Raw genomic sequence first — 21037 nt, forward strand, 5'->3', positions numbered from 1 at the left:
CAAGCGACATTCGGCATGTCACCGGAAGATGTGAAAAAACCCCGATGAGTCCTACCGCCATGAAGCACCTTCTCCGCACCGACCATCCCGCCCCGCGCCGCCTGCCGATGCAGGAGCGCCAGACCGAAAAGGGTCGCAAGCAGGAAACGTTCGACTACGGCCGCATCGGCTGTGACCAGCGCAGCATGGCCTTCGCCCTGCGCATGGACCGCAAGCGCTGATCCTGTCAGCCGCACAGGCGCGGCCAGTATCGCGCCCATCGGCCCCAGGGACATTGCCGCTCTGTAAAAGCGCGCAAAGTTGTCCCTGGTGACGAAAATTCCCCCGAATCAAGGTATTCTCGTGTGACCAGTGTTACGACATGGATCTGATGTAGACCAGTCGTGACAAGTCTTCAGGAGGAGCCCGTCATGAAGTACCACAGGCGCATCCGCTGGTCGGAGCTGTTCACCACCTCGACCGGTCTGGCCCGGTTGTTCCTGGTGGTGATGGTGTGTCCCGCTGTCATGCTGGCCGCGGCGCTGGCATCGATCGTGATGACGCTGGTCGGGTCGCTGTCCATGCTGGGGTTCACCCCGCGTCAGCCGCGCGCACCCTGGCGCACGGCGAGCGAGATGATCGGCACGGTGCTGGCCCGTGCCCTGGGTCGTCAGGGCTTCACCACCTGACCACGGCTCACTGCTTGACGGCTTCGACCTGGACCACCAGGCGCATGTCGTCCGAGAAGCCGTAGTTGATGCCATAGCTGGCGCCCCACTGGCTGCGCTTGATGGTGGCTTCGAAATCGCCGCCACACACTTCGCGCTTGATGATCGGGCTCATGTAGCAGTTGAACTTGGTCGCCTTCAGCGTGACCGGGTTCGTCTTGCCCATCAGCGTGAACTGGCCGGTGACTTCCTTGACCTTGTCGCCCTCGAACACGAACTTGTCGCTGACGAAGCGCGCGGTCGGGTGGGCGGCGACGTTCAGGATCTCGGCGCTCTTCAGGTGGCCGTCGAACGGGGCGGTGCCGGTGTTGATCGACGTGGTGTCGATGGTGATGTCCACCTTGCCGGACTTGCCGGCGCGGTCGAACTGGACCGTGCCTTCCTTCTTGTCGAAGCGACCGCGGTTGGTCGAGGTGCCGAAGTGGTCGATCTCGAAGGTGACGAAGGTGTGCGTCGGCTCGATCGCGTAGGTGGCGCTCTGGGCCTGGGCGGCGGAGGCGAACAGGACGGGCACCAGGGCCAGGGCGAGCAGGGTCTTCTTCATGGGAGGGTTTCCTTCAGGGTTGGTGAGGAGCAATTCAGGACGTTCAGAGCGCAGGCACGCCGCTCAGCAGCAGCTTGAACTTGACCTGCACGTCGTTGGCGACCATCGACGTGTCGGCCCATTCGCCTTCGCCGATCTTGAATTCGAGGCGCTTGAGGGTGAAGCCACCGGTGGCCGTGGTGGCGCCGCCCGCCTGGGTCAGCGCGACCGGGACCACGACGGTCTGCGTGCTGCCCTTGATGGCGAGCTTGCCGGTGACCTCGAACTTGCCGCCGCCGACGGCCTTGATCGCGCTGGACTGGAAGGTGGCCTGCGGGAACTTGGTCACGCCCAGCCAGGTCGGTTTGACCACTTCGGCGTCGGTCTCGGGCGCGCCGAAGGAGGCGCTGCCGGTGTCGATGGTGAAGCTGACCTTGCCGGCCTCGGGCTTCTTCGGGTCGAAGGCGACCTGTGCGTCGAACTTGCGGAACTTGCCCTCGACGGGCACGCCCATCTGCTTGCTGACGAAGCCCATCTCGCTCTTGGCGGCATCGAGCTTCTGCTGGGCGAGGACGGGCTGGCTGACCAGCACGAGGAAGGCGGTGGCGGCGAGCGCCGCGGTGCTGAACGTGTTCATGGGAACGCTCCGAAACAGGTGAGAGGGCTCAGACCGGGCCGATGCCCATGCGGCCGAGCAGGCGGTCGCGGTCGATGAACTGGTGCTTGAGTGCGGCGCCGACGTGGGCCAGGACCAGCGCGGCCAGCGCGAACGCGGTGAGTTCGTGGAAGGGCTTGATCGCCTCGGCCAGCGCCTTGTCCACCGGCACGAAGTCCGGCAGCGGCAGCACGCCGAACCACACGATCGGGAAGCCGGCGGCCGAGCTGTAGGCCCAGCCCGTCAGCGGCACCGCGAAGAACAGCCCGTACATCAGGTGGTGCGTGGCGTGGAAGGCGGTGGTCTGCCAGCCGGGCATCGCGGCCTGGATGCGCGCCGGCAGGGCGGGCGGACGCTGCACCAGCCGCCACGCCAGCCGTGCGGCCGACAGCACGAGGATCGTCACGCCCGCCCACTTGTGCCAGTTGTAGAGCTTCAGGCGGGTCGGCGAGAACGGCAGCTCGTGCATGTAGATCCCCACGGCGAAGGAGCCGACCAGACCGAACGCCAGCAGCCAGTGCAAGGCGATCGACAGGCCGTGGTAGCGGGAGGAGGTGTTGCGCGTTGTCATGGCCGCCAGTCTGCCGGGCCTTGCGCCAGCGCAAGTTCACCGGGCTTGACGCATGCGTAGCAAAAAGCTGAATGCCGGCGCGCAGGCTCAGCGCGCCGCCGCGCGCCAGCGGGCAACTTCGGTGTGGATCTGCGCCAGGTTGTCCAGCAGGGTCACGCCGGCCACGCCACGGCGCAGCATGGCCGCCTGCGGCGTGCCCGCCCAGATCTCGACCGGGTCGGGCAACTGCGCGCGCAGGTCGGCCAGGTGGTCCAGGGACGACCCCACCGGACTCAGCGACGAGAAGCTCAGCACGACCACCTGCGCCCGGTGTGCATGGGCAGCCAGCACCATGTCCTGGACAGGGGTCTGCCGGCCCAGGTTCATGCAGGCACAGCCTTCGACGGTGAACAGCGCCTCGGCCATCAGCAGCGCCAGACCGTGCTGCTCGTCCGGAAAGGTGGTCAGCAGCACGCGTGGCGCGCCGTCGGCCAGCGCTTCGGGCGCCGAGGCGATGGCCGAGCGCAGCACGGTCTCGATCGTCTCGCTGCACAGGTGCTCCTCGAAGATGGCGAGCTGCCCGCGCGACCAGGCCTGGCCGATCTCGACCAGCAGGGGCGTCACCACCTCGCCGACAAAGTGCCCCAGTCCGCGCCGCAGCAGCGATTGCATCAGCGCGCGGCGCAGCCCGGGCACGTCATGGGCCCGCAGCAGCGTGTAGAGCGCCTGCGGTTCGGCGCTCAGCGCCATGTCGTCGCGGGGGAGGGCGGTGGCGCTGCTGCCGCGACCGAGGTCGCCGATGGCCTGCAGGTCCTGCAGCGGCAGGCCGACCACCCGCCCGGGCCGCCAGCCGGCATCGAGCAGGCGCTTGATGTGGCGCAGCTGTTCGACCTGGTCGAGGGGGTAGAGGCGCTCGCCGTTGCTGTCGCGCAGGGGGGCGGGAAAGCCATAGCGACGCTCCCACACCCGCAAGGTGTCCTTGCCGATGCGGGTGTCGCGTTCGACGGCGGCGATGGTCAGCATGTGCAGTGCGGCGGGTGCCCGGTCGTTCATCAGGGGCTCCGAGTGTGCCGTACACCGAAACGGGGCCGGCTGCAGCGTCTGCCGCTGTCAACCCGGTGTCTCTGGTGTGTCTTGGACAAATGCTTGTTAAATTCCATGATGAGGCCTAATATAAACCTCAATCCAACATTTGCCCAAAACAAATCATGTTCAAGGCACGGCAAGTTTCACGCGCTGCACACGCCCTCTGTGCCGTCGGACTGGTGGCGCTGATCGGCCCGGCACAGGCGGCGACCTGTCCGGCGCTGCTCGACCGCAGCGTGCCGCGCCTGCAGGACGAGCAGCCCCAGTCGCTGTGCCAGTACGCCGGCAAGGTGGTGCTGGTGGTGAACACGGCCAGCCAGTGCGGGTTCACGCCGCAGTACAAGGGACTCGAAGCCCTGTACGAGCGCCTGCGTGGCGAGGGGCTGGTGGTGCTGGGCTTTCCGTCGAACGACTTCGGCGGGCAGGAGCCGGGCTCGGCCACCGAGATCGCGGCGTTCTGCGAGAACCAGTTCGCCGTGAAGTTCCCGATGTTCAGCAAGGTGACGGTCAAGGGCGACAAGGCCCATCCGCTCTATGCCGACCTGGCCAGGCGCTCGGGCAAGTCGCCGCTGTGGAACTTCCACAAGTACCTGGTCAGCCGCGATGGCCAGACCGTGCGCAGCTACACCAGCCTGACCGAACCCGACGACGCCGCGCTGCTGCGCGATGTGCGGGCCATGCTGAGCGCGCGCTGAAGCCTGGAGTGCACCACATGAACCACGAACAAATCGCTACCAAGCCCCTGGAACTTTGCGCGCCGCGCTTCCTCCAATCGCCTGCATCCGATCCGATCCGATCCGGGCTGCGCTGCGTATGAAGCCAGCATGGTCCCGATCAACGATTTTCAACCGTGCAGCCTGATCGACTCTCCGGAGCCGGCAGTCCCCCGGAGGCGGCTCATCTCCTCCTCCCTCCTCCCTCCTTCGTCGCCGGGTGCTGCACGGGCTTTCTTTTTCCGGGCGGGGTGCTGAGCCATGCGGCGCATCGCTGTCATCGGCTCCGGCATCGCCGGCCTGTCCACCGCCTGGCACCTGAGCGCCCCTGGCCAGGACTGCCACGTCACCCTCTACGAAGCCGGTGACTACCTTGGCGGCCACACCCACACCGTCGACGTGACCCTGCCCGGCACCGACGGCCGGCTCCACACCCACGGCGTGGACACGGGTTTCCTCGTCTTCAACCACCGGACCTACCCGGAACTGCTGAAGCTCTTCGCCGAACTCGGCGTCGAGACCGCGGCCTCCGACATGTCGTTCTCGGTACAGGCCGAGCAGGGCGCGCTGGAGTGGAGCGGCTGCAACCTCGACACCGTCTTCGCGCAGCGCAGCAACCTGTTCAGCCCGCGTTTCTTGGGCATGCTGCGCGAGCTGATGCGCTTCAACAAGCGCACCACCGAACTCGCCCGCACCGGCAGCGAAGCCCAGCTCGCCCAGTCCATCGGCGACTTCCTCGACACCGAGGGCTACTCCGACACCTTCCGCCGCTGGTATTTCTTGCCGATGATCGGCTGCATCTGGTCCTGCCCGACCGCGCAGATGCTGCAGTTCCCGATCGCCACGATGATCCGCTTCTGCCACAACCACGGGCTGCTGCAGGTCAGCGACCGGCCGCAGTGGTACACGGTGACCGGCGGCGCGCGGAACTACGTCGAGAAGATGCGGCCGCGGCTGCGCGACGTGCGGCTGAACACGCCGGTGCAGTCGGTCCGGCGGCTGGCCGACGGTGGTGCGGTGGTGACCGCCTGCGACGGGCAGACGCACTACGACGAGGTCGTGCTGGCCTGCCACTCGGACCAGTCGCTGCGCCTGCTCGGCGCCGACGCGAGCCCTGACGAAGCGCAGGTGCTCGGCGCGATCCGCTACCACCCGAACCGCGCCGTGCTGCACACCGACGTGGGCCAGCTGCCCCGGCGCCAGAAGGCCTGGGCCGCGTGGAACTACGAGCACGCGGGCGACGCGGCGACTGAGGATGCCGGCGTCTGTCTGCATTACCTGCTCAACCGCCTGCAGCCGATGCCCTTCGAGCAGCCGGTGGTGGTCTCGCTCAACCCGGTACGGCCGGTGCGCGCCGAGCACGTGCTGGCCGAGTTCGACTACAGCCACCCCGTGTTCGACCGCGCCGCCATCGACGCGCAGGCCCGCCTGCCGTCGATCCAGGGCCGGCGCAGCACCTGGTTCTGCGGTGCCTGGACGGGCTATGGCTTCCACGAGGACGGCCTGAAGTCGGGGCTGAACGTCGTGCGCGGTCTGCAGCGCCAGTGGGCCGGCACCCGCACGCTGGAGCTGGCATGACCCCCGACGCCGGCCCGGTGCGTGCGCTGATCGGCCGCGGCGAGGTGCGCCACACGCGGCTGCGGCCAGTGCGGCGGGCCTTCCGCTACCCGACGTGGTTCCTGCTGCTGCCGATGCGCACCTTGCGCACGCAGCCGGACCCGGTGCTCGCGCGCAACTGCGCCGGCGTGGTCAGTTTCCACGACCGCGACCACGGCGACGGCGGCGCTGATGCACTCGCCTGGTTCGAGCGCCTGCTCGCCGACGAGGGCATCACCGACGCCGACGGCGAGGTCTGGCTGCACACCTACCCGCGTGTGCTCGGCTTCACCTTCAAGCCGGTGAGCTTCTGGTATGCGCACCGGGCGGACAGCTCGCTGCGCGCCATCGTCGCCGAGGTCAACAACACCTTCGGCGAGCGCCACTGCTACCTGCTGACCGGCACGGCGACCGAGCCGCTCGGCTGGGGCCGCGAACTGCGGGCGGCCAAGGTGTTCCACGTCTCGCCCTTCTGCGCCATCGAGGGTGGCTATCGCTTCCGCTTCATGCGCACGGTGGACCGCACCGTCGCCCGCATCGACCACGACGACGCCACCGGCCAGCCGCTGCTGCAGACCAGCGTCAGCGGTCAGCTCGCGCCGCTGACCCGCCGCGCGCTGCACCAGGCCTGGCTCGGCAGCCCGCTGCTGACGCTGGGCGTCATGGCGCGCATCCACTGGCAGGCGCTGCACCTGTGGTGGCAGCGCGTGCCCTTTTTCCGCAAGCCGGTGCCGCCCGCGGCGCTGGTCAGCCGCTGATCTGCCGCGGCCCCTGCCACGACCCCTGCAACCGAACCGACGCACCATGAACGCACCCGCCCGAACCGCTTCCGTTTCCGCCTCGGCCGTCTGTGCCGGCGCCGGTCTGCCGATGGGATCGACGCTGACGCCGGCTTCGCTGATGCTGCCCGCCGGCGCGCCGGCCGCAGCCCGCGCCGTGTTCCGCCTGCTGCAGAAGCTGCCCTGCGGCACGCTCGACCTGCAGTGGCCCGATGGTTCGCACTGCCGTGTCGGCCACGGTGCGGTGCCCCATGCGTCGATCGCGGTGAAGGACTGGTCGCTGTTCTCGGCCGTGCTGAAGTCGGGCGACATCGGCTTCGCCGAGACCTTCATCGCCGGCGGCTGGCACACGCCCGATCTGCCCGGCCTGCTGCGCTTCCTGCTGGCGAACCGCGAGGCGGTCGATCAGCTCATCTTCGGCAACTGGTGGGGCTCGCTGCTCTACCGCCTGCGCCACCTGCGCAACCGCAACAGCCGCGAAGGCAGCAAGCGCAACATCCACGCCCACTACGACCTCGGCAACGCCTTCTACCGGCTGTGGCTCGACGGGACGATGAACTATTCGAGCGCCTGGTTCGAGGGCGACCACACCAGGCCGCTGCCCGATGCGCAGCACGCCAAGGTGCGCCGCGCGCTGCAGCAGGCCCGCGTCGGGCAGGGCGACCGCGTGCTGGAGATCGGCTGCGGCTGGGGCGCGCTGGCCGAGATGGGCACCCGCGAGTTCGGCGCCCATGTCACCGGCGTCACGCTGTCCACCGAGCAGCTCGCCTGGGCGAACGAGCGCATGGCCCGCAACGGCACCGCGCAGCAGGCCGACCTGCGTCTGCAGGACTACCGCGACATCGCCAAGGCGCCCGGCTTCACGCCGTTCGACGCGGTGCTGTCGATCGAGATGTTCGAGGCGGTGGGGCGCAGCTACTGGCCGTCGTACTTCGAGACGGTGGCGCGCTGCCTGAAGCCGGGCGGGCGCGCCTGCATCCAGAGCATCACGATCCGCGACGACCTGTTCGAGCGCTACGTTCGCTCCACCGACTTCATCCAGCAGTACATCTTCCCTGGTGGCCTGCTGCCGAGCGACGCCGAGTTCCGCAAGGCCGCCGAACGTGCCGGGCTGGTGGTGGAAGAGGCGATGGCGTTCGGCCCCGACTACGCCGAGACGCTGCGCCGCTGGCGGACGGATTTCCACGCGCAGGCCGACAAGGTGCAGCGCCTGGGCTTCGACGAGCCGTTCATGCGGACGTGGGACTTCTACCTCGCGTATTGCGAGGCGGCGTTCGACACCGGCAACACCAACGTCGTGCAGTACACGCTGCGCCGGCCATGAGGACCACCCGCCGCCAGTCGCTGACCCTGCTGGCCACGCTGCCGGGCCTGCTGGCGCTGACCGCGTCGGCGCAGGGTGTGAGCGAGCCGCCCGCCGAGGTCCGCGCGGCGCTGCCGGGGGCGAAGTTGCAGGGGCAGATGCGTTTTCGCTGGCTCGGCCTGACGATCTACGACACGCGCCTGTGGGTCTCGGGCGAGCCGGTGAGCGCGCAGGACTACGCCACGCGGCCCTTCGCGCTGGAACTGCTCTACGCCCGCTCGCTGGACGGCGCGCGCATTGCCGATCGCTCGATCGACGAGATGCGCCGCATCGACCGCATCGAGGACCGGCTGGCGGTGGACTGGCGCGCGGCGATGGTGGCGGCCTTTCCCGATGTGGTCAGCGGTGATCGCATCACGGGTCTGCACCAGCCGGGCCGCGGCGCCCGCTTCTTTCACAACGCCCGCCCGACCCACGAGGTGGCGGGCGCCGAGTTCGCGCGGCTGTTCTTCGGCATCTGGCTCTCGCCGCGCAGTCCGGAGCCGGCGCTGCGCCAGGCGCTGCTGGGCGCGGCGGGATGAACGCGGCCACCTCGTCCGGCGCGGCCTACGGCGCGCTCGGGCTGCCGCTGGCCTTCGTCGCGCTGCCGCTCTACGTCGTGCTGCCGAACCACTACGCGGCGCAGTTCGGTGTGCCGCTGGCGGCGCTGGGCGGGGTGCTGCTCGCAGTGCGGGCGCTCGACGCGCTGGTGGACCCGTGGATCGGCCAGCGCGTCGATGCGCTGCTGGGCGGGGCGATGGCGCGGGTCTGGGCCGTGCTCGGGCTGGTGGCGCTGGCGCTCGTGGCCGGCCTGACCGGCCTGTTCTTCCCGCCGGCGAGCGTGCGCGGATCTTCCTCGGCGCTGCTGGGCTGGTGTGGCGCGCTGCTGGTGGCGACGTATCTGGCCTACAGCGTCGCCAGCGTGCTGCACCAGACCTGGGGCGCCCGCCTCGGTGGCGGTGATGCGGCGCAGGCGCGCTGGATCGGCTGGCGCGAAGGGGCGGCGCTGGTCGGCGTGGTGCTGGCGAGCGTGCTGCCGTCGGCGGCGGGGTTGCCGGCGATGGTGGGGGTGTTTGCGCTGGCGCTGGGTGTGGCGCTGTTTGCGCTGACGCGGGCGCCGCGGCCAGTGCTGCGCAGCCGGGTGGCGGCACCGCTGTCGATGGCTGCGCCGTGGCGGGTGGCCGGGTTCCGCCGGCTGATCGCGGTGTTCCTGCTCAACGGCATCGCCAGTGCGGTGCCGGCCACGCTGGTGCTGTTCTTCGTGCGCGACCGGCTGCAGGCGCCAGCGCTGGAAGGGGCTTTCCTCGCGGCGTATTTCGTGGCGGGGGCTGTGTCGCTGCCGCTGTGGGTGCGGGCGGTGGCGCGCTGGGGGCTGGTGCGGACGTGGTCGGCGGGCATGGCGCTGGCGGTGGTGACCTTTGTCGGCGCGCTGGCGCTCGGGGCGGGGGACACGGGCGGCTTTTTCGCGGTGTGCCTGGCCAGCGGGCTGGCGCTGGGGGCGGACCTGGTGGTGCCGGGTGCGCTGCTGGCCGGCATCGTGCGCCGCAGCGGGCAGGGCGGGGCGGCCGAGGGCGCGTTCTTCGGCTGGTGGAACAGCGCGACCAAGCTCAATCTGGCGCTCGCCGCCGGCTTGGCGCTGCCCACGCTGCAGTGGGCGGGTTACACGCCGGGCAGCCGCGAGGCCGACGCGCTGTGGTCGCTGAGCCTGGCGTATGCGGCGCTGCCGTGTGTGTTGAAACTGCTGGCGCTGGGGGCCTTGTGGCGCCTGCGCCGGGTGATCGAAGGAGAGACTCCATGAATGCCAAGAACCTGACCCGATCGGTGCGGTGTCTGACCCTGGCCGCCGCGACCGCCCTGCTGGCCGCGTGTGCCGGGCCGCAAGTGGACGACTACGCCCGCGAGACCCCGAAGCTCGTGCTGCGCGAGTACTTCAACGGCCCGATGACCGCCCACGGCGTTTTCACCGACCGCTCCGGCAAGGTCGCCCGGCGCTTCACCGTGCGCATGGTCGGGCGCTGGAGCGGCAACGAAGGCGTGCTCGAAGAGGATTTCTTCTACAGCGACGGCAAGACCGAGCGCCGCGTCTGGCGCCTGACCGACCTCGGCGACGGCCGCTACACCGGCCGCGCCGACGACGTGCTCGGCGAAGCACAGGGGCGGGCGGCGGGCAATGCGCTGCGCTGGCAGTACACGCTGAAGCTGCCGGTCGATGGCAAGGTGTACGAGGTGCAGTTCGACGACTGGATGTACCTGATGGACGACAAGGTGATGCTGAACAAGGCGGTGATGAGCAAGTTCGGCATCCGGCTCGGCGAGGTCACGCTGGCCTTCCACAAACCCTGAGCCGGGGTTCGACATGCCCATCAACCGTCCCCTGCGCGACTGGACCGGACAGGTCGTCTGGATCGTCGGCGCCTCGTCCGGCATCGGTCTGGCCACGGCCGAAGCGCTGGCGCGGCGTGGCGCCAAGGTGGTCGTCTCGGCGCGCAAGGCGGCACCCCTGGAGGCCTTTGCCGCCGCCCATCCCGGCGCGATGGCGCTGCCGCTCGACGCTGCCGCCCCCGGTGCGCTGAAGGCGGGCATGGCGCAACTGCTGGCGCGGCACGGGCGGCTCGACCTGGCGCTGTACTGCGCTGGCCACTACCTGCCGGTGCGCGCCACCGCCTACGACCTCGACGAGGTGATCCGCCACCAGGACATCAACGTCACCGGCGCGATGCGGATGCTCGATGCCGTGCTGCCGACGCTGCTGGCCCAGCGCAGCGGCCACATCAGCCTCGTCGCCAGCGTGGCCGGCTACCGCGGGCTGCCTCAGGCGCTGGCGTATGGTCCGACCAAGGCGGCGCTGATCAATATGGCCGAGGTGCTGCAGATGGACCTGAAGCCCAGCGGCATCGACGTCTCCGTCATCAACCCCGGCTTCGTCGAGACGCCGCTGACCGCGCAGAACACCCACCCGATGCCGGCGCTGATCACGCCCGAGGTGGCGGCGGCGGAGATCCTGAAGGGCTGGGCGCGGGGCGAGTTCGAGGTCCATTTCCCCAAGCGCTTCAGCCGGGTGCTCAAGCTGCTGGGCTTGCTCGGCGACGGGCTGTATTTCTCGCTGGTGCGCCGCGCCACGGGGCTTTGAGGACCACGCCATGACCCTGCCGATGCCGCGCCACGCGGACCCGCGTGTGGTCCGCGTGATCACCTTCTTCGAACACTTGGCGCCGGCCGACCTGGACCGGCTGGACGAGGTCTACGCCAGCGACGCCCGCTTCAAGGATCCGTTCAACGAGGTCCACGACATTCCGGGCATTCGCTGCGTGTTCGCGCATATGTTCGACGGGCTCGGCTCGCCGCGGTTTGTCGTGCTCGACGCCATCGCGCAGGGCGACCAGTGTTTCCTGACCTGGGACTTCCTGTTCGAAGCACCCCGGCTCGGACCCGGCACCACGACGATCCATGGTGGCTCGCACCTGCGCTTCGGCCCGGACGGGCGGCTGGTGCTGCACCGCGACTACTGGGACGCGGCCGAGGAGCTGTACGAGAAGCTGCCGGTGCTCGGTGCGCTGATGCGCTGGCTCAAGCGCCAGGCGGCGGGCTGAATGCGCCGGTCTACTCGGCCGGATCGTCGGAATCCGCCTGTCCCTCGGACAACGTGTGGAGCTGGAACCTGCCTTCGGCCGTGACCAGCCAGACCTCGGGGTAGACCACGCTCTTCATGCCGCGCGGCGGCGGCGGATAGGGCTCGGCGGCGTAGACCAGGCGCTGGATCCATGGCACCACCTCGTGGGCGGATGCCGGGTAGCGGGTGATGCGCAGGTCGGTGATGCGGCCGCGGCTGTCGACGGTGGTCCGGAAGGCGGCGACGGCGTGCAGCATCGGGGGCAGCTTGCCGTCGAGGATCTGCGGCCAGTAGCGCATGTACAGGTGGCGTGCCGCCTCGATGCGGTACTCGCTGGCATTGCGGGCGGAGGCGGTGGCGAGCGTGGCGATCTCGTCGAGCGGCTGTGGGGGCGGCACGGACTGGAACTGGGCGAATGCTGGCAGGCAGGCCACGGCCCAACCTGCCAGCAACCCCATCCCCCGCATGCGCCATGGCTGCTGCGGGCTTTCCTGGTGCGCTCGGCCGTGGGACGGCCGGGTTCCATCGAGTCTAGCGATCACTTGCGCAGTTCCGGTGTGCATAGTTGGCAGACAGGCGTTCCGATGGTGGCGCTCAGCGCATCCAGCCCTTGCGGCGGAAGTAGATCAGCGGCGCCGCCACGGACGCCAGCATCAGCCCGAGCGCAAATGGGTAGCCCCAGGTCTGCGTCAGCTCGGGCATGTGCTGGAAGTTCATGCCGTAGATGCTGGCGATCAGCGTCGGCGGCAGCATGGCGACCGAGGCCACCGAGAAGATCTTGATGATCTTGTTCTGGTTGATGTTGATGAAACCGACGGTGGCGTCCATCAGGAAGTTGATCTTGTCGAAGAGGAAGGCGGTGTGCGAGTCGAGCGAGTCGATGTCGCGCATGATCTGCCGGGCTTCCTCGAACTGTTCCGCATTGAGCAGACGGCTGCGCATCATGAAACTCACGGCACGGCGCGTGTCCATGACATTGCGGCGGATGCGGCCGTTCAGGTCTTCCTGGTGGGCGATGGCCGAGAGCGCCTCGCCGGCGGCGTGGTCGTCCACGTCCTGCTTGAGCACCCGCGCGCTGACCTTCTCCAGCGCGTCGTAGATGCCTTCGAGCGCGTCGGCCGAGTATTCCGCGTCGGCGTCGTAGAGCTTGAGCAGCACGTCCTTGGCGTCCTCGATCATGGCCGGGATGCGCCTTGCACGCAGCCGCAGCAGGCGGAACACGGGCAGGTCTTCCGAGTGGACCGAGAACAGCACGTTGTGGTGCAGGATGAAGGCCACGCGCACGTTGCGCGGCGTCTCGCCGTCGTCGATCAGGAAGTCGGAGCGGATGTGCAGCTCGCCGTTGTCTTCCTCGTAGAAACGGGCGGACTCCTCCAGATCGTCATCGACGATGTTCTCGGGGATGGTCAGCTCGAAGCGCGCCTGGATCCAGCCTTTTTCCTGGGCGGTGGGGGCTTCCAGATCCACCCAGACCGGCGCGACATGGGCCAGCGCCTCGGGGGCGTCGATCTCTTCCTGGAACAGGCGGCCGTTGGCCAGGGTGAAGACGTTGAGCATCGGAACTCCTGCAGATCGTGCCCGGAGGGGGACGTTCACCGAGGGTGACTGCTGTCCGAGTTCAACTCCTGTGCCGGCGGGAAGAACCAATTATTGCACTGCGGAAGCGGGTGTGTCTGAATGCTCGAAAACCCGCGGGCCGAGCGCGTATTCGGGGGTGCAGGGCAATTCCACACGGCGGTTGCAGGGTGTGACAGGGAGGACTTGTCAGCGATTCATGAAATGGTCACACTGGCTTCAGCGTCTCCCCACCCAACCTCTCGAAAGGAGGCCTCATGAATCTCACGATCAGCGGTCATCATCTGGAAGTTACCCCGGCTCTGCGCGAATACGTGCTGACCAAACTGGACCGGGTTACCCGTCACTTTGACCAGGTAGTGGATGTCAACGTGCTACTCACCGTGGAGAAGCAGAAGGAAAAGGAACGTCGCCAACGCGCCGAAGTCACGCTGCACGTCAAGGGACGTGACATCTTTGTGGAAAGTGCCAATGAGGATCTCTATGCCGCGATCGATCAGCTGATGGACAAGCTCGACCGCCAGGTCGTGCGTCACAAGGACAAGTTGCAGGACCACCACCACACCGCGCCCAAGCGCATTGCCCTCACCGGCGAAGCGGTCTGACGGCGGTTCGAGTCGAGCGACCCAGGTCCTGCGACTCGGTGACAGACGGCCCCACAGGTGGGGCCGTCGTCATTTCTGAGAGAAATGAACAAGTTGAACGTTGCCCATCGGCAACCGGGACCTGCATGGCCTGTTCCGAGGGCGAGATGCTGCGTACAGCCGCCGCGCTGATTCCTATAATCAGCTCCCCGAACACACCCGACCCGCGCTTGCCAAGGCTCATGCTCAAACCGGCGCCCGATCTCGATGAACCGTCTCGCCGCGATCCTCCCTGCTGGCAATGTGCTGGTGAACGTGGACGCTTCCAGCAAGAAGCGCGCGTTCGAGCAAGCTGGTCTGCTGTTTGAAAACCAGCACGCCATTGCCCGTGCCACTGTCTCCGACAACCTCTTTGCACGAGAACGCCTGGGCTCGACCGGCCTGGGCCATGGCGTGGCCATTCCCCATGGCCGCATCAAGGGCTTGAAGAATCCGCTGGCTGCCGTCGTGCGGCTGGCGCAGCCGATCGCCTTCGAGGCGCCGGACGACGAGCCCGTCGTGCTGCTGATCTTCCTGCTGGTGCCGGAAGCCGCCACACAGCGCCACCTGGAGATCCTCTCCGAGATCGCCGAGTTGCTGTCGGACCGGGAGCTGCGCGAGCGGCTCAAGGTCGAGACCGATCCGGTCAAGCTGCACGAGATGATTTCCCGCTGGGAACCACTGCGCTCGGTGGCCTGAGCCTGAGTCCGAGTCGAGTCTGATTTGAAACCGACCGTCATCAGCGCGGAGGCGCTGTTCGATTCCCACCGCGCCATGCTGAAGTGGGAGTGGATCGCCGGGCATGCCCATCCGGAACGCCGCTTCGATGAAGTCGCCGTGCGCGATGCGCAGTCGGCAGCCGATCTGGTCGGCTACCTCAACTACATCCACCCGTACCGGGTCCAGATCGTCGGCCGGCGCGAGGTCGGCTATCTGGACACGACCGAATCCGAGGCCCAGGAGCGCCGCATCTCGCGCATCGTCGCGCTGGAGCCGCCGGTGGTGGTGGTGGCCGATGGCTGCACGCCGCCGGACCGGCTGGTGGCGATGTGCGAACGCGCCGAGATCCCGCTGTTCTGCACCCGCGAATCGGCCGGCCACGTCATCGACGTGCTGCGCGGCTACCTGGGCCAGCACTTCGCCGAGCGCACCTCGCGCCACGGTGTCTTCATGGACATCCTCGGCCTGGGCGTGCTGCTGACCGGCGAGTCCGGCCTGGGCAAGAGCGAGCTGGGGCTGGAGCTGATCTCGCGCGGCCATGGGCTCGTGGCCGACGATGTGGTGGACCTGTTCCGCGTCTCGCAGTCGGCGATCGAGGCACGCTGCCCGGAGCTGCTGCGCAACCTGCTCGAAGTGCGCGGCATCGGGCTGCTCGACATCAAGGCCATCTTCGGCGAGACCGCGGTGCGGCGGAAGATGCGCCTGAAGCTGATTGTCCACATGGTGCGCAAGGAAACGCTGGAGCGCGATTTCGAGCGCCTGCCCTACGAGCCGCTCTACGAGGACATCCTGGGCATGCCGGTGCGCAAGGTGATCATCGCGGTGGACGCCGGGCGCAACCTGGCGGTGCTGGTTGAGGCCGCGGTGCGCAACACCGTGCTGCAGCTGCGCGGCATCGACACCTACAAGGAATTCATCAAGCGCCACCGCGACCTGATGGACCGCGGCGAGCCGGGGCTCTGAACTACTTCACCGCCCGGCGCGTGCAGTCCTGCTTGGTGCAGTGGGCGTAGAGCGCCAGGGTGTGTTCCTGCAGCGCGAAGCCGCGCTCCTGCGCGATGGCGCGCTGGCAGGCCTCGATCTGTGCGTCGAAGAACTCCTCGACGTGGCCGCAGTCCAGACAGACCAGGTGGTCGTGGTGCTCGCCCTCGTTGAGTTCGAACACCGATTTCCCGCTCTCGAAGTGGTTGCGGCTCAGCAAGCCGGCCTGCTCGAACTGCATCAGCACGCGGTAGACGGTGGCCAGCCCGATGTCGGCGCCTTCGAGGAGGAGCACCTTGTACACGTCCTCGGCCGTCATGTGGCGCTGCTGGGCGCGCTGGAAGATTTCGAGGATCTTGATGCGCGGCAGGGTGGCCTTCAGGCCCGAGCTTTTGAGTTCTTCCGCGTTCGTCATGGGATTGCCGGTTCGGCCGATGGTGGCTCGCTAGAATGGCCGGATCATATCGGGATGTGCCGCAACCGGCGGTGTCCACCACCAAAACCACATGGCTGCTCCGACCCGCTTCCCCAGTTTCATGTCGCCCCTCGTGCTCGTGGCTGCTGCCACGCTGGCCGGGTGCTCGACGATCTCCTCCGACGGCTCGCTGCTCGGCTTCATCACGCCTTACCGCATGGAAGTGGTGCAGGGCAACGTGGTCACCCAGGACATGGTCGCGCAACTGCGCCCCGGCCTGACGGGCGACCAAGTGCGCACCCTGCTGGGTGCGCCGCTGCTGGCGGACGTGTTCCACGCCAACCGCTGGGACTATGTCTTCACCATCCGTCGCCAGGGCGCGCCCGCGCAGCAGCGCCGCGTGACCGTCTTCTTCGAGAACGACCGCGTCGCCCGTTTCGAGGCCGACTCCGTGCCGACCGAGCGCGAGTTCGTCGCCTCGATCGACGTGGTCAAGCCGTCGTCGCGCAAGACCGTGCTTGAACTCGACGAGCAGCAGCTGCGCGCCATTCCCGTGCCCGCCCCCAGCCGTTCCGCGCAGGCGCCGGGCACGGCGGCCAGCGGCCCGCTGCGCTCCTATCCTCCGCTGGAAACCTCTGTCCGATGAACGCTCCCGCCGTGTCCATGTCCCCGTCCACCCCCGCGCCGTTGCGCATCGCCATCGCCGGCTGCACCGGCCGCATGGGCCACATGCTCATCGAAGCCGTCATGGCGGCCGATGACTGCGTGCTCGCCGGTGCGCTCGACCGTGCAGGCAGTCCCGCCATTGGCCAGGACGCCTCGGCCTTTCTCGGCAAGGCCAGCGGTGTCGCGATCACCGCCGACCTGCGCACCGGCCTGCAGGGCGCCGACTGCCTGATCGACTTCACCCGCCCCGAGGGCACGCTGGCGCACCTGGCCGTCTGCCGTGAACTGGGCGTGCAGCTGGTCATCGGCACCACCGGCTTCTCGGACGCACAGAAGGCCGAGATCGCCGCCGCTGCCGAGGACGTGGCCATCATGATGGCGCCCAACATGAGCGTCGGCGTCAACGTCGTGCTGCGCCTGCTGGACATGGCGGCCCGCGCGCTGAACGAGGGCTACGACATCGAGATCATCGAGGCCCACCACCGCTTCAAGGTCGACGCGCCGAGCGGCACTGCGCTGAAGATGGGCGAGGTCGTGGCGAATGCGCTGGGCCGTGACCTGAAGGAGTGCGCCGTCTACGGCCGTGAAGGTGTCACCGGCGAGCGCGACCCGAGCACCATCGGCTTCGCCACCATCCGCGGCGGCGACGTGGTCGGTGACCACACCGTGCTGTTCGCCGGCATCGGCGAGCGCATCGAGATCAGCCACAAGTCCAGCAGCCGCGCGACCTACGCGCAGGGCAGCCTGCGCGCCGTGCGCTTCCTCGCCGGCAAGGCCCGTGGCCTGTACGGCATGAACGACGTGCTCGGCCTGGGCTGACCCGCGTGGACGGGCTGGCTCGGATCTGGTCGGCGGGCGACGGCGTCTCGCGCACCGTCGCGGTGCTGCTGCTGGCGATGTCGGTGTCGGCCTGGGTGCTGATCCTGTGGAAAGGCTGGGTGCTGACGCGGGCCCGGCGTGACCTGGCGCGGGCGGTGCCGGTGTTCTGGTCGGCGCCCGACGTGCCGACCGGTCGCACGCAGCTCGCCGCGCTCGACCGCGAGCAGGTGCTGGTGCCGATGCTCGACGCGCTGCTCCAGCAGGCCGCCCCCGGCACGCTCGATGCTGGCAGCGATGCCGAATCCCGCCTCACCCGCCTGCTGCGTGATGCGCTGCACCGCGTGCTCGGGCAACTGCAGCTCGGTCAGGTGCTGCTCGCCTCGGTCGGCAGCACGGCGCCTTTCGTCGGGCTGTTCGGCACCGTCTGGGGCATCTACCACGCGTTGCTGGGCATCTCGGCCACCGGCTCGATCAGCATCGACAAGGTGGCCGGGCCGGTGGGCGAATCGCTCATCATGACCGCGGCAGGGCTGGCGGTGGCGATTCCCGCCGTGCTGGCCTACAACGTGTTCGGCCAATGGGTCAGCGCCTGCGAGGCGGACCTCGAAGGCTTCGCGCACGACCTGCGCGAGATGGCACTGGGAACGCGGGAGCGCGGCGATGGCCTTCGGGCGCCTTGAACGCCGCAAGGCCGAGGTGCCGATCAGCGACATCAACATGACGCCGCTGATCGACGTGATGCTGGTGCTGCTGGTGATCTTCATGATCACCGCGCCGCTGATGACGTCGAGCCTGAAACTCGATCTGCCCAAGGCCGACGGCGCCGCCCCCACCGAGCAGACGCCGACCGCGATCAGCCTCGGCCTGCAGGCCAACGGCGCGCTCTACTGGGGCGAGGAGCGGCTGGAACCCCCCGCCTTCGCCGAGCGGCTGAAGGACATCGAGCGCCGTGGTGGCGAGCGCCCCGAGGTGCTGCTGCGGGCCGACAGGCTGGTGCCCTATGGCCGCGTGGCCGAGCTGATCGGGCAGCTGCAGCAGGCCGGACTGAGCCGGATTGCCTTCATCACCGAGCCGGGCTGACCGACGCGGCCGGCAGGGTCACCGGGCCTGTGCAACACTGCGCCACTCTCTGAACTGCCGGGCTGCGTGGCGGCCCTGACCACCATGAAGCTGCTGTTCGTCGCTGACCCGATCGAGTCCTTCAAGACGTACAAGGACACCACCTTCGCGATGATGCGCGAGGCCGCGCGCCGCGGCCACACGCTGCAGGTCTGCGAGCCACGCGACCTGGTCTGGGGGCGTGGCAGCCGGGTCGTGGCGCGCCGCTGCCGCACGGTCATCCTCACCGGGCGCGAGCAGGCGGACTGGTTCGCCGTGGTCGCCAAGGGCGAGGTGGCGCTGGCCGACACCGACGCGGTGCTGATGCGCAAGGACCCGCCCTTCGACGCCGAGTACATCTACGCGACCCACCTGCTGCAGCAGGCCGAGCGCGACGGCGCCCGTGTCTTCAACAAGCCCTCCGCGCTGCGCGACCACCCGGAAAAGCTCGCCATCCTCGAATTCCCCGAGTGGATCGGCCCGACGCTGGTCACGCGCGAGGCCGAGGCCGTGCGCGCCTTCCACGCCGAGCACGGCGACATCATCCTCAAGCCGCTCGACGGCATGGGCGGCATGGGCATCTTCCGCGTCGGCCCGGACGGGCTGAACCTCGGCTCCATCACCGAGACGCTGACCCGGGATGGCAGCACGACGGTGATGGTGCAGCGCTTCCTGCCCGAGATCGTCCACGGCGACAAGCGCATCCTGATCATCGGCGGCGTGCCGGTGCCCTTCTGCCTGGCGCGCATTCCGCAGGGCAGCGAGGTGCGTGGCAACCTCGCCGCGGGCGGCAAGGGCGTCGCGCAGCCGCTGTCTGCGCGCGACCGCGAGATCGCCGAGACGCTGGGGCCGGTCCTCGCCGCGCGCGGATTGCTGCTCATCGGGCTGGACGTGATCGGTGACTGCGTCACCGAGATCAACGTCACCAGCCCGACCTGCTTCCAGGAGATCCAGCAGCAGACGGGCTTCGACGTGGCTGCTGTGTTCGTCGACGCGCTGGAGGCCGCCGTGGCGGCCCGCCGCGCGGCCTGATCAGCGCTCCTTGACCACCACCGTGGTCAGCCCGTTGCCCGAGGACAGGCTGCTGTCGCCCAGCAGGAAGACGCTGTAGACGCCGTTGGCGTCGAGCGTCTTGCCCGTGAGTTCGTAGACGCTGGCGGCCGTGCTGCTGCTCGTCACCGACAGCGTGGTGTCGGTGACCGCGGAGACGGCGGTCACGGGCGACATGCTGCCCTGGCTGGCGGTGGTGACCGCGGCGCCGGCGATGTTGAGCGTCAGGTCCTGGGCGAGGTTGCCCAGGCCGTGCAGCAGCCGGATGCGGGCGGCGCTGGTGCTGCCGGGCAGGCGGTTGTCGTCGCTGAGCGTGGCGAACTGGGGCGCAGCGGCCGTGCCCCAGACGAACAGCGTGGTGTCGCTGCCCGGGGCGGCAGTCCAGGAGGCGCCCGTGAGCGTGCCGCCATTGACGGTGACCTGCGGCGTGGACGAGCCGGCTGGCACCAGCGCATAGCTGCCGAAGCCTGGCGAGGTGCCCAGCAGCGGCAGCGTGGCGCCGTTGACCGTGCCGGCCACCGACAGGCTGGTCGGCAGCGCACTGAGGATGCGGACCCGCGCCTGCGTGTTGGTCAGCGCCGTCACTGCGGTGGCCGGCTGCAGCAGCAGCGCATGGGCCAGCACGCCGCCGGTGCTCGGCGTGATGACCAGCGCGGCGACGCCTGCGTCCGGCAGGGTCACGGTGGTGTCGAGCCGCACGTCGCTGGCCAGCACGCTGCCGGCCTTGAGCAGGCGCAGGCGGTGGCTGCCCGCGTTGACGCTGGAGTAGCCGCTGCTGCCGCTGCCCGCGGCGAGGTTGCCCAGCAGCGGCGAGTCGCCCAGCGCTTCGGAGGCGGGGGTGAGGTGGACGTCGAGCGCGCCCGCGTCCCGTGCCGCGTTGAATACCTGCAGCTTGCTGCGGCCGCTGGCGGGCACGGCCTCCAGATCGTCCAGGCTGAGGTACTTGACCACGTTGTTGTCGCCCGTCCAGGCCACCAGCGTGGTGGCGCTGCCGGCGGCAATGGTGGCGGTGGTGCTGGCCAGGGCGCTGCCGCTGCTGTTGGCCAGCGCGATGGTGTGGCTGCCGGCGGTGACGCGGTAGGTGGCGCTGGTGGCGTCGCGTTCGATGGCGGATTCGCGTGACACGTCATCGATCAGCAGGCCGACGGCGCTGCGCTGGGTCGTGGCGTTGATGACGCGCAGCGTGCCGGTGTTGCTGCTGCTGGAGGTCGTGCCGTCGTCCTTGCTGCCGCAGCCCGACAGGAAGGTGAGGCTGCCCAGCAGGAGCAGGGTCGTGGCGGCGCGGGTGGCCCAGAGTCGGCGGTGCAGCATGGTCGGAGTCCCCTGCAGGTTCATGTTCGTTGTGGTGGGTCGGAGCAAGTCCGCTACCTTCGGTTTGCGGGCGGCGCTTGTCAAGCAGCGTCGGCGCCAGACAGTGCGGCAGACCCGACCGGAGACGAGGCGATGCCGATCAACCTGCTGTTCAACCGGGGCGCGATGGCCCTGCTGACGCTGCACGTCGCCCACATCAACGACCACCACGCGCAGCT

Annotated in this window: 27 protein-coding genes; 19 read left to right on the top strand and 8 right to left on the bottom strand. The window is 68.8% G+C overall.

Annotation, left to right across the window (positions count from 1 at the left end; translation table 11 throughout):
* The first annotated feature begins 59 nt into the window (after nucleotides 1-59).
* Together BDD16_RS08940 and BDD16_RS08945 are read left to right on the top strand one after the other, a co-directional pair.
* Entirely contained in the window at nucleotides 60-221 is a 162-nt protein-coding gene (locus BDD16_RS08940) for a hypothetical protein (RefSeq protein WP_179633624.1), read from the top strand.
* A 189-nt stretch (nucleotides 222-410) separates the two neighbouring features.
* Nucleotides 411-668: a hypothetical protein gene (locus BDD16_RS08945; protein ID WP_179633625.1), complete on the top strand. Its 258-nt coding sequence runs from the start codon at nucleotides 411-413 to the stop codon at nucleotides 666-668.
* A gap of 7 nt (nucleotides 669-675) precedes the next feature.
* On the opposite strand, the gene BDD16_RS08950 is transcribed toward BDD16_RS08945, so the two are convergent.
* The 4 genes from BDD16_RS08950 to BDD16_RS08965 all read right to left on the bottom strand — a co-directional run bounded on the left by BDD16_RS08950 (nucleotide 676) and on the right by BDD16_RS08965 (nucleotide 3488).
* Nucleotides 676-1251 carry a YceI family protein gene (locus BDD16_RS08950; protein ID WP_179633626.1) on the bottom strand — a complete coding sequence of 192 codons (576 nt, stop codon included), beginning with the start codon at nucleotides 1249-1251 and terminating at the stop codon, nucleotides 676-678.
* A gap of 43 nt (nucleotides 1252-1294) precedes the next feature.
* Entirely contained in the window at nucleotides 1295-1867 is a 573-nt protein-coding gene (locus tag BDD16_RS08955; protein ID WP_179633627.1) for a YceI family protein, read from the bottom strand.
* Between the two features lie 28 nt (nucleotides 1868-1895).
* Nucleotides 1896-2456 carry a cytochrome b gene (locus BDD16_RS08960; protein ID WP_179633628.1) on the bottom strand — a complete coding sequence of 187 codons (561 nt, stop codon included), beginning with the start codon at nucleotides 2454-2456 and terminating at the stop codon, nucleotides 1896-1898.
* Between the two features lie 87 nt (nucleotides 2457-2543).
* The gene (locus BDD16_RS08965) at nucleotides 2544-3488 is read right to left on the bottom strand and encodes a MerR family transcriptional regulator (RefSeq protein ID WP_179633629.1); all 945 of its coding nucleotides are present in this window, start codon (nucleotides 3486-3488) and stop codon (nucleotides 2544-2546) included.
* 155 nt (nucleotides 3489-3643) lie between these two features.
* Here BDD16_RS08965 and BDD16_RS08970 point away from each other — a divergent pair, with 155 nt between their 5' ends.
* From BDD16_RS08970 to BDD16_RS09010, 9 genes are all read left to right on the top strand, one after another.
* On the top strand, nucleotides 3644-4216 hold the full coding sequence (locus BDD16_RS08970; RefSeq protein ID WP_179633630.1) for a glutathione peroxidase: 573 nt from the start codon (nucleotides 3644-3646) through the stop codon (nucleotides 4214-4216).
* A gap of 279 nt (nucleotides 4217-4495) precedes the next feature.
* Nucleotides 4496-5812 (top strand): NAD(P)/FAD-dependent oxidoreductase, encoded by a 1317-nt coding sequence (locus BDD16_RS08975; RefSeq protein ID WP_179633631.1) that lies wholly within the window; start codon nucleotides 4496-4498, stop codon nucleotides 5810-5812.
* Nucleotides 5809-6588 (top strand): DUF1365 domain-containing protein, encoded by a 780-nt coding sequence (locus BDD16_RS08980; RefSeq protein ID WP_179633632.1) that lies wholly within the window; start codon nucleotides 5809-5811, stop codon nucleotides 6586-6588. Before BDD16_RS08975 ends, BDD16_RS08980 begins: the two co-directional genes overlap by 4 nt.
* Before the next feature lie 112 nt (nucleotides 6589-6700).
* On the top strand, nucleotides 6701-7933 hold the full coding sequence (locus BDD16_RS08985; RefSeq protein WP_179636068.1) for an SAM-dependent methyltransferase: 1233 nt from the start codon (nucleotides 6701-6703) through the stop codon (nucleotides 7931-7933).
* Nucleotides 7930-8493 carry a chalcone isomerase family protein gene (locus BDD16_RS08990; protein WP_179633633.1) on the top strand — a complete coding sequence of 188 codons (564 nt, stop codon included), beginning with the start codon at nucleotides 7930-7932 and terminating at the stop codon, nucleotides 8491-8493. Before BDD16_RS08985 ends, BDD16_RS08990 begins: the two co-directional genes overlap by 4 nt.
* Nucleotides 8490-9749, top strand: coding sequence for an MFS transporter (locus BDD16_RS08995; RefSeq protein ID WP_179633634.1), 1260 nt, complete (start codon nucleotides 8490-8492; stop codon nucleotides 9747-9749). Before BDD16_RS08990 ends, BDD16_RS08995 begins: the two co-directional genes overlap by 4 nt.
* Nucleotides 9746-10294, top strand: coding sequence for a DUF3833 domain-containing protein (locus BDD16_RS09000; RefSeq protein WP_179633635.1), 549 nt, complete (start codon nucleotides 9746-9748; stop codon nucleotides 10292-10294). Before BDD16_RS08995 ends, BDD16_RS09000 begins: the two co-directional genes overlap by 4 nt.
* A gap of 13 nt (nucleotides 10295-10307) precedes the next feature.
* Nucleotides 10308-11081 (top strand): SDR family NAD(P)-dependent oxidoreductase, encoded by a 774-nt coding sequence (locus BDD16_RS09005; RefSeq protein WP_179633636.1) that lies wholly within the window; start codon nucleotides 10308-10310, stop codon nucleotides 11079-11081.
* Between the two features lie 10 nt (nucleotides 11082-11091).
* Entirely contained in the window at nucleotides 11092-11541 is a 450-nt protein-coding gene (locus BDD16_RS09010; protein WP_179633637.1) for a nuclear transport factor 2 family protein, read from the top strand.
* A gap of 10 nt (nucleotides 11542-11551) precedes the next feature.
* On the opposite strand, the gene BDD16_RS09015 is transcribed toward BDD16_RS09010, so the two are convergent.
* Together BDD16_RS09015 and corA are read right to left on the bottom strand one after the other, a co-directional pair.
* The gene (locus tag BDD16_RS09015; RefSeq protein ID WP_179633638.1) at nucleotides 11552-11995 is read right to left on the bottom strand and encodes a hypothetical protein; all 444 of its coding nucleotides are present in this window, start codon (nucleotides 11993-11995) and stop codon (nucleotides 11552-11554) included.
* Nucleotides 11996-12155: 160 nt separating this feature from the next.
* Nucleotides 12156-13118: a magnesium/cobalt transporter CorA gene (gene corA, locus BDD16_RS09020; RefSeq protein ID WP_179633639.1), complete on the bottom strand. Its 963-nt coding sequence runs from the start codon at nucleotides 13116-13118 to the stop codon at nucleotides 12156-12158.
* 275 nt (nucleotides 13119-13393) lie between these two features.
* Here corA and hpf point away from each other — a divergent pair, with 275 nt between their 5' ends.
* The 3 genes from hpf to hprK all read left to right on the top strand — a co-directional run bounded on the left by hpf (nucleotide 13394) and on the right by hprK (nucleotide 15442).
* Nucleotides 13394-13741 carry a ribosome hibernation-promoting factor, HPF/YfiA family gene (hpf, locus tag BDD16_RS09025; RefSeq protein ID WP_179633640.1) on the top strand — a complete coding sequence of 116 codons (348 nt, stop codon included), beginning with the start codon at nucleotides 13394-13396 and terminating at the stop codon, nucleotides 13739-13741.
* 246 nt (nucleotides 13742-13987) lie between these two features.
* Entirely contained in the window at nucleotides 13988-14458 is a 471-nt protein-coding gene (locus tag BDD16_RS09030) for a PTS sugar transporter subunit IIA (protein WP_179633641.1), read from the top strand.
* 24 nt (nucleotides 14459-14482) lie between these two features.
* The gene (hprK, locus tag BDD16_RS09035) at nucleotides 14483-15442 is read left to right on the top strand and encodes an HPr(Ser) kinase/phosphatase (protein ID WP_179633642.1); all 960 of its coding nucleotides are present in this window, start codon (nucleotides 14483-14485) and stop codon (nucleotides 15440-15442) included.
* Nucleotide 15443: 1 nt separating this feature from the next.
* On the opposite strand, the gene fur is transcribed toward hprK, so the two are convergent.
* Nucleotides 15444-15875 (bottom strand): ferric iron uptake transcriptional regulator, encoded by a 432-nt coding sequence (fur, locus tag BDD16_RS09040; protein WP_179633643.1) that lies wholly within the window; start codon nucleotides 15873-15875, stop codon nucleotides 15444-15446.
* Nucleotides 15876-15966: 91 nt separating this feature from the next.
* Between fur and BDD16_RS09045 the strand changes: the two genes are divergently transcribed.
* From BDD16_RS09045 to gshB, 5 genes are all read left to right on the top strand, one after another.
* Complete coding sequence (locus tag BDD16_RS09045; RefSeq protein WP_179633644.1) at nucleotides 15967-16521, top strand: outer membrane protein assembly factor BamE; 555 nt, start codon at nucleotides 15967-15969, stop codon at nucleotides 16519-16521.
* Nucleotides 16522-16538: 17 nt separating this feature from the next.
* The gene (gene dapB / locus BDD16_RS09050; protein WP_179633645.1) at nucleotides 16539-17360 is read left to right on the top strand and encodes a 4-hydroxy-tetrahydrodipicolinate reductase; all 822 of its coding nucleotides are present in this window, start codon (nucleotides 16539-16541) and stop codon (nucleotides 17358-17360) included.
* Between the two features lie 5 nt (nucleotides 17361-17365).
* Nucleotides 17366-18040 carry a MotA/TolQ/ExbB proton channel family protein gene (locus BDD16_RS09055; protein WP_310732819.1) on the top strand — a complete coding sequence of 225 codons (675 nt, stop codon included), beginning with the start codon at nucleotides 17366-17368 and terminating at the stop codon, nucleotides 18038-18040.
* Nucleotides 18021-18440: an ExbD/TolR family protein gene (locus tag BDD16_RS09060; RefSeq protein ID WP_179633646.1), complete on the top strand. Its 420-nt coding sequence runs from the start codon at nucleotides 18021-18023 to the stop codon at nucleotides 18438-18440. Before BDD16_RS09055 ends, BDD16_RS09060 begins: the two co-directional genes overlap by 20 nt.
* 84 nt (nucleotides 18441-18524) lie before the next feature.
* Entirely contained in the window at nucleotides 18525-19490 is a 966-nt protein-coding gene (gene gshB, locus BDD16_RS09065) for a glutathione synthase (protein WP_179633647.1), read from the top strand.
* Here gshB and BDD16_RS09070 read toward each other — a convergent pair whose 3' ends face one another.
* Nucleotides 19491-20819, bottom strand: a complete 1329-nt coding sequence (locus tag BDD16_RS09070) for a DUF4397 domain-containing protein (RefSeq protein WP_179633648.1) — start codon at nucleotides 20817-20819, stop codon at nucleotides 19491-19493.
* Between the last annotated feature and the right edge of the window lie 218 nt (nucleotides 20820-21037).

The sequence above is a fragment of the Sphaerotilus montanus genome (genome assembly GCF_013410775.1).
Classification (GTDB): domain Bacteria; phylum Pseudomonadota; class Gammaproteobacteria; order Burkholderiales; family Burkholderiaceae_C; genus Sphaerotilus; species Sphaerotilus montanus.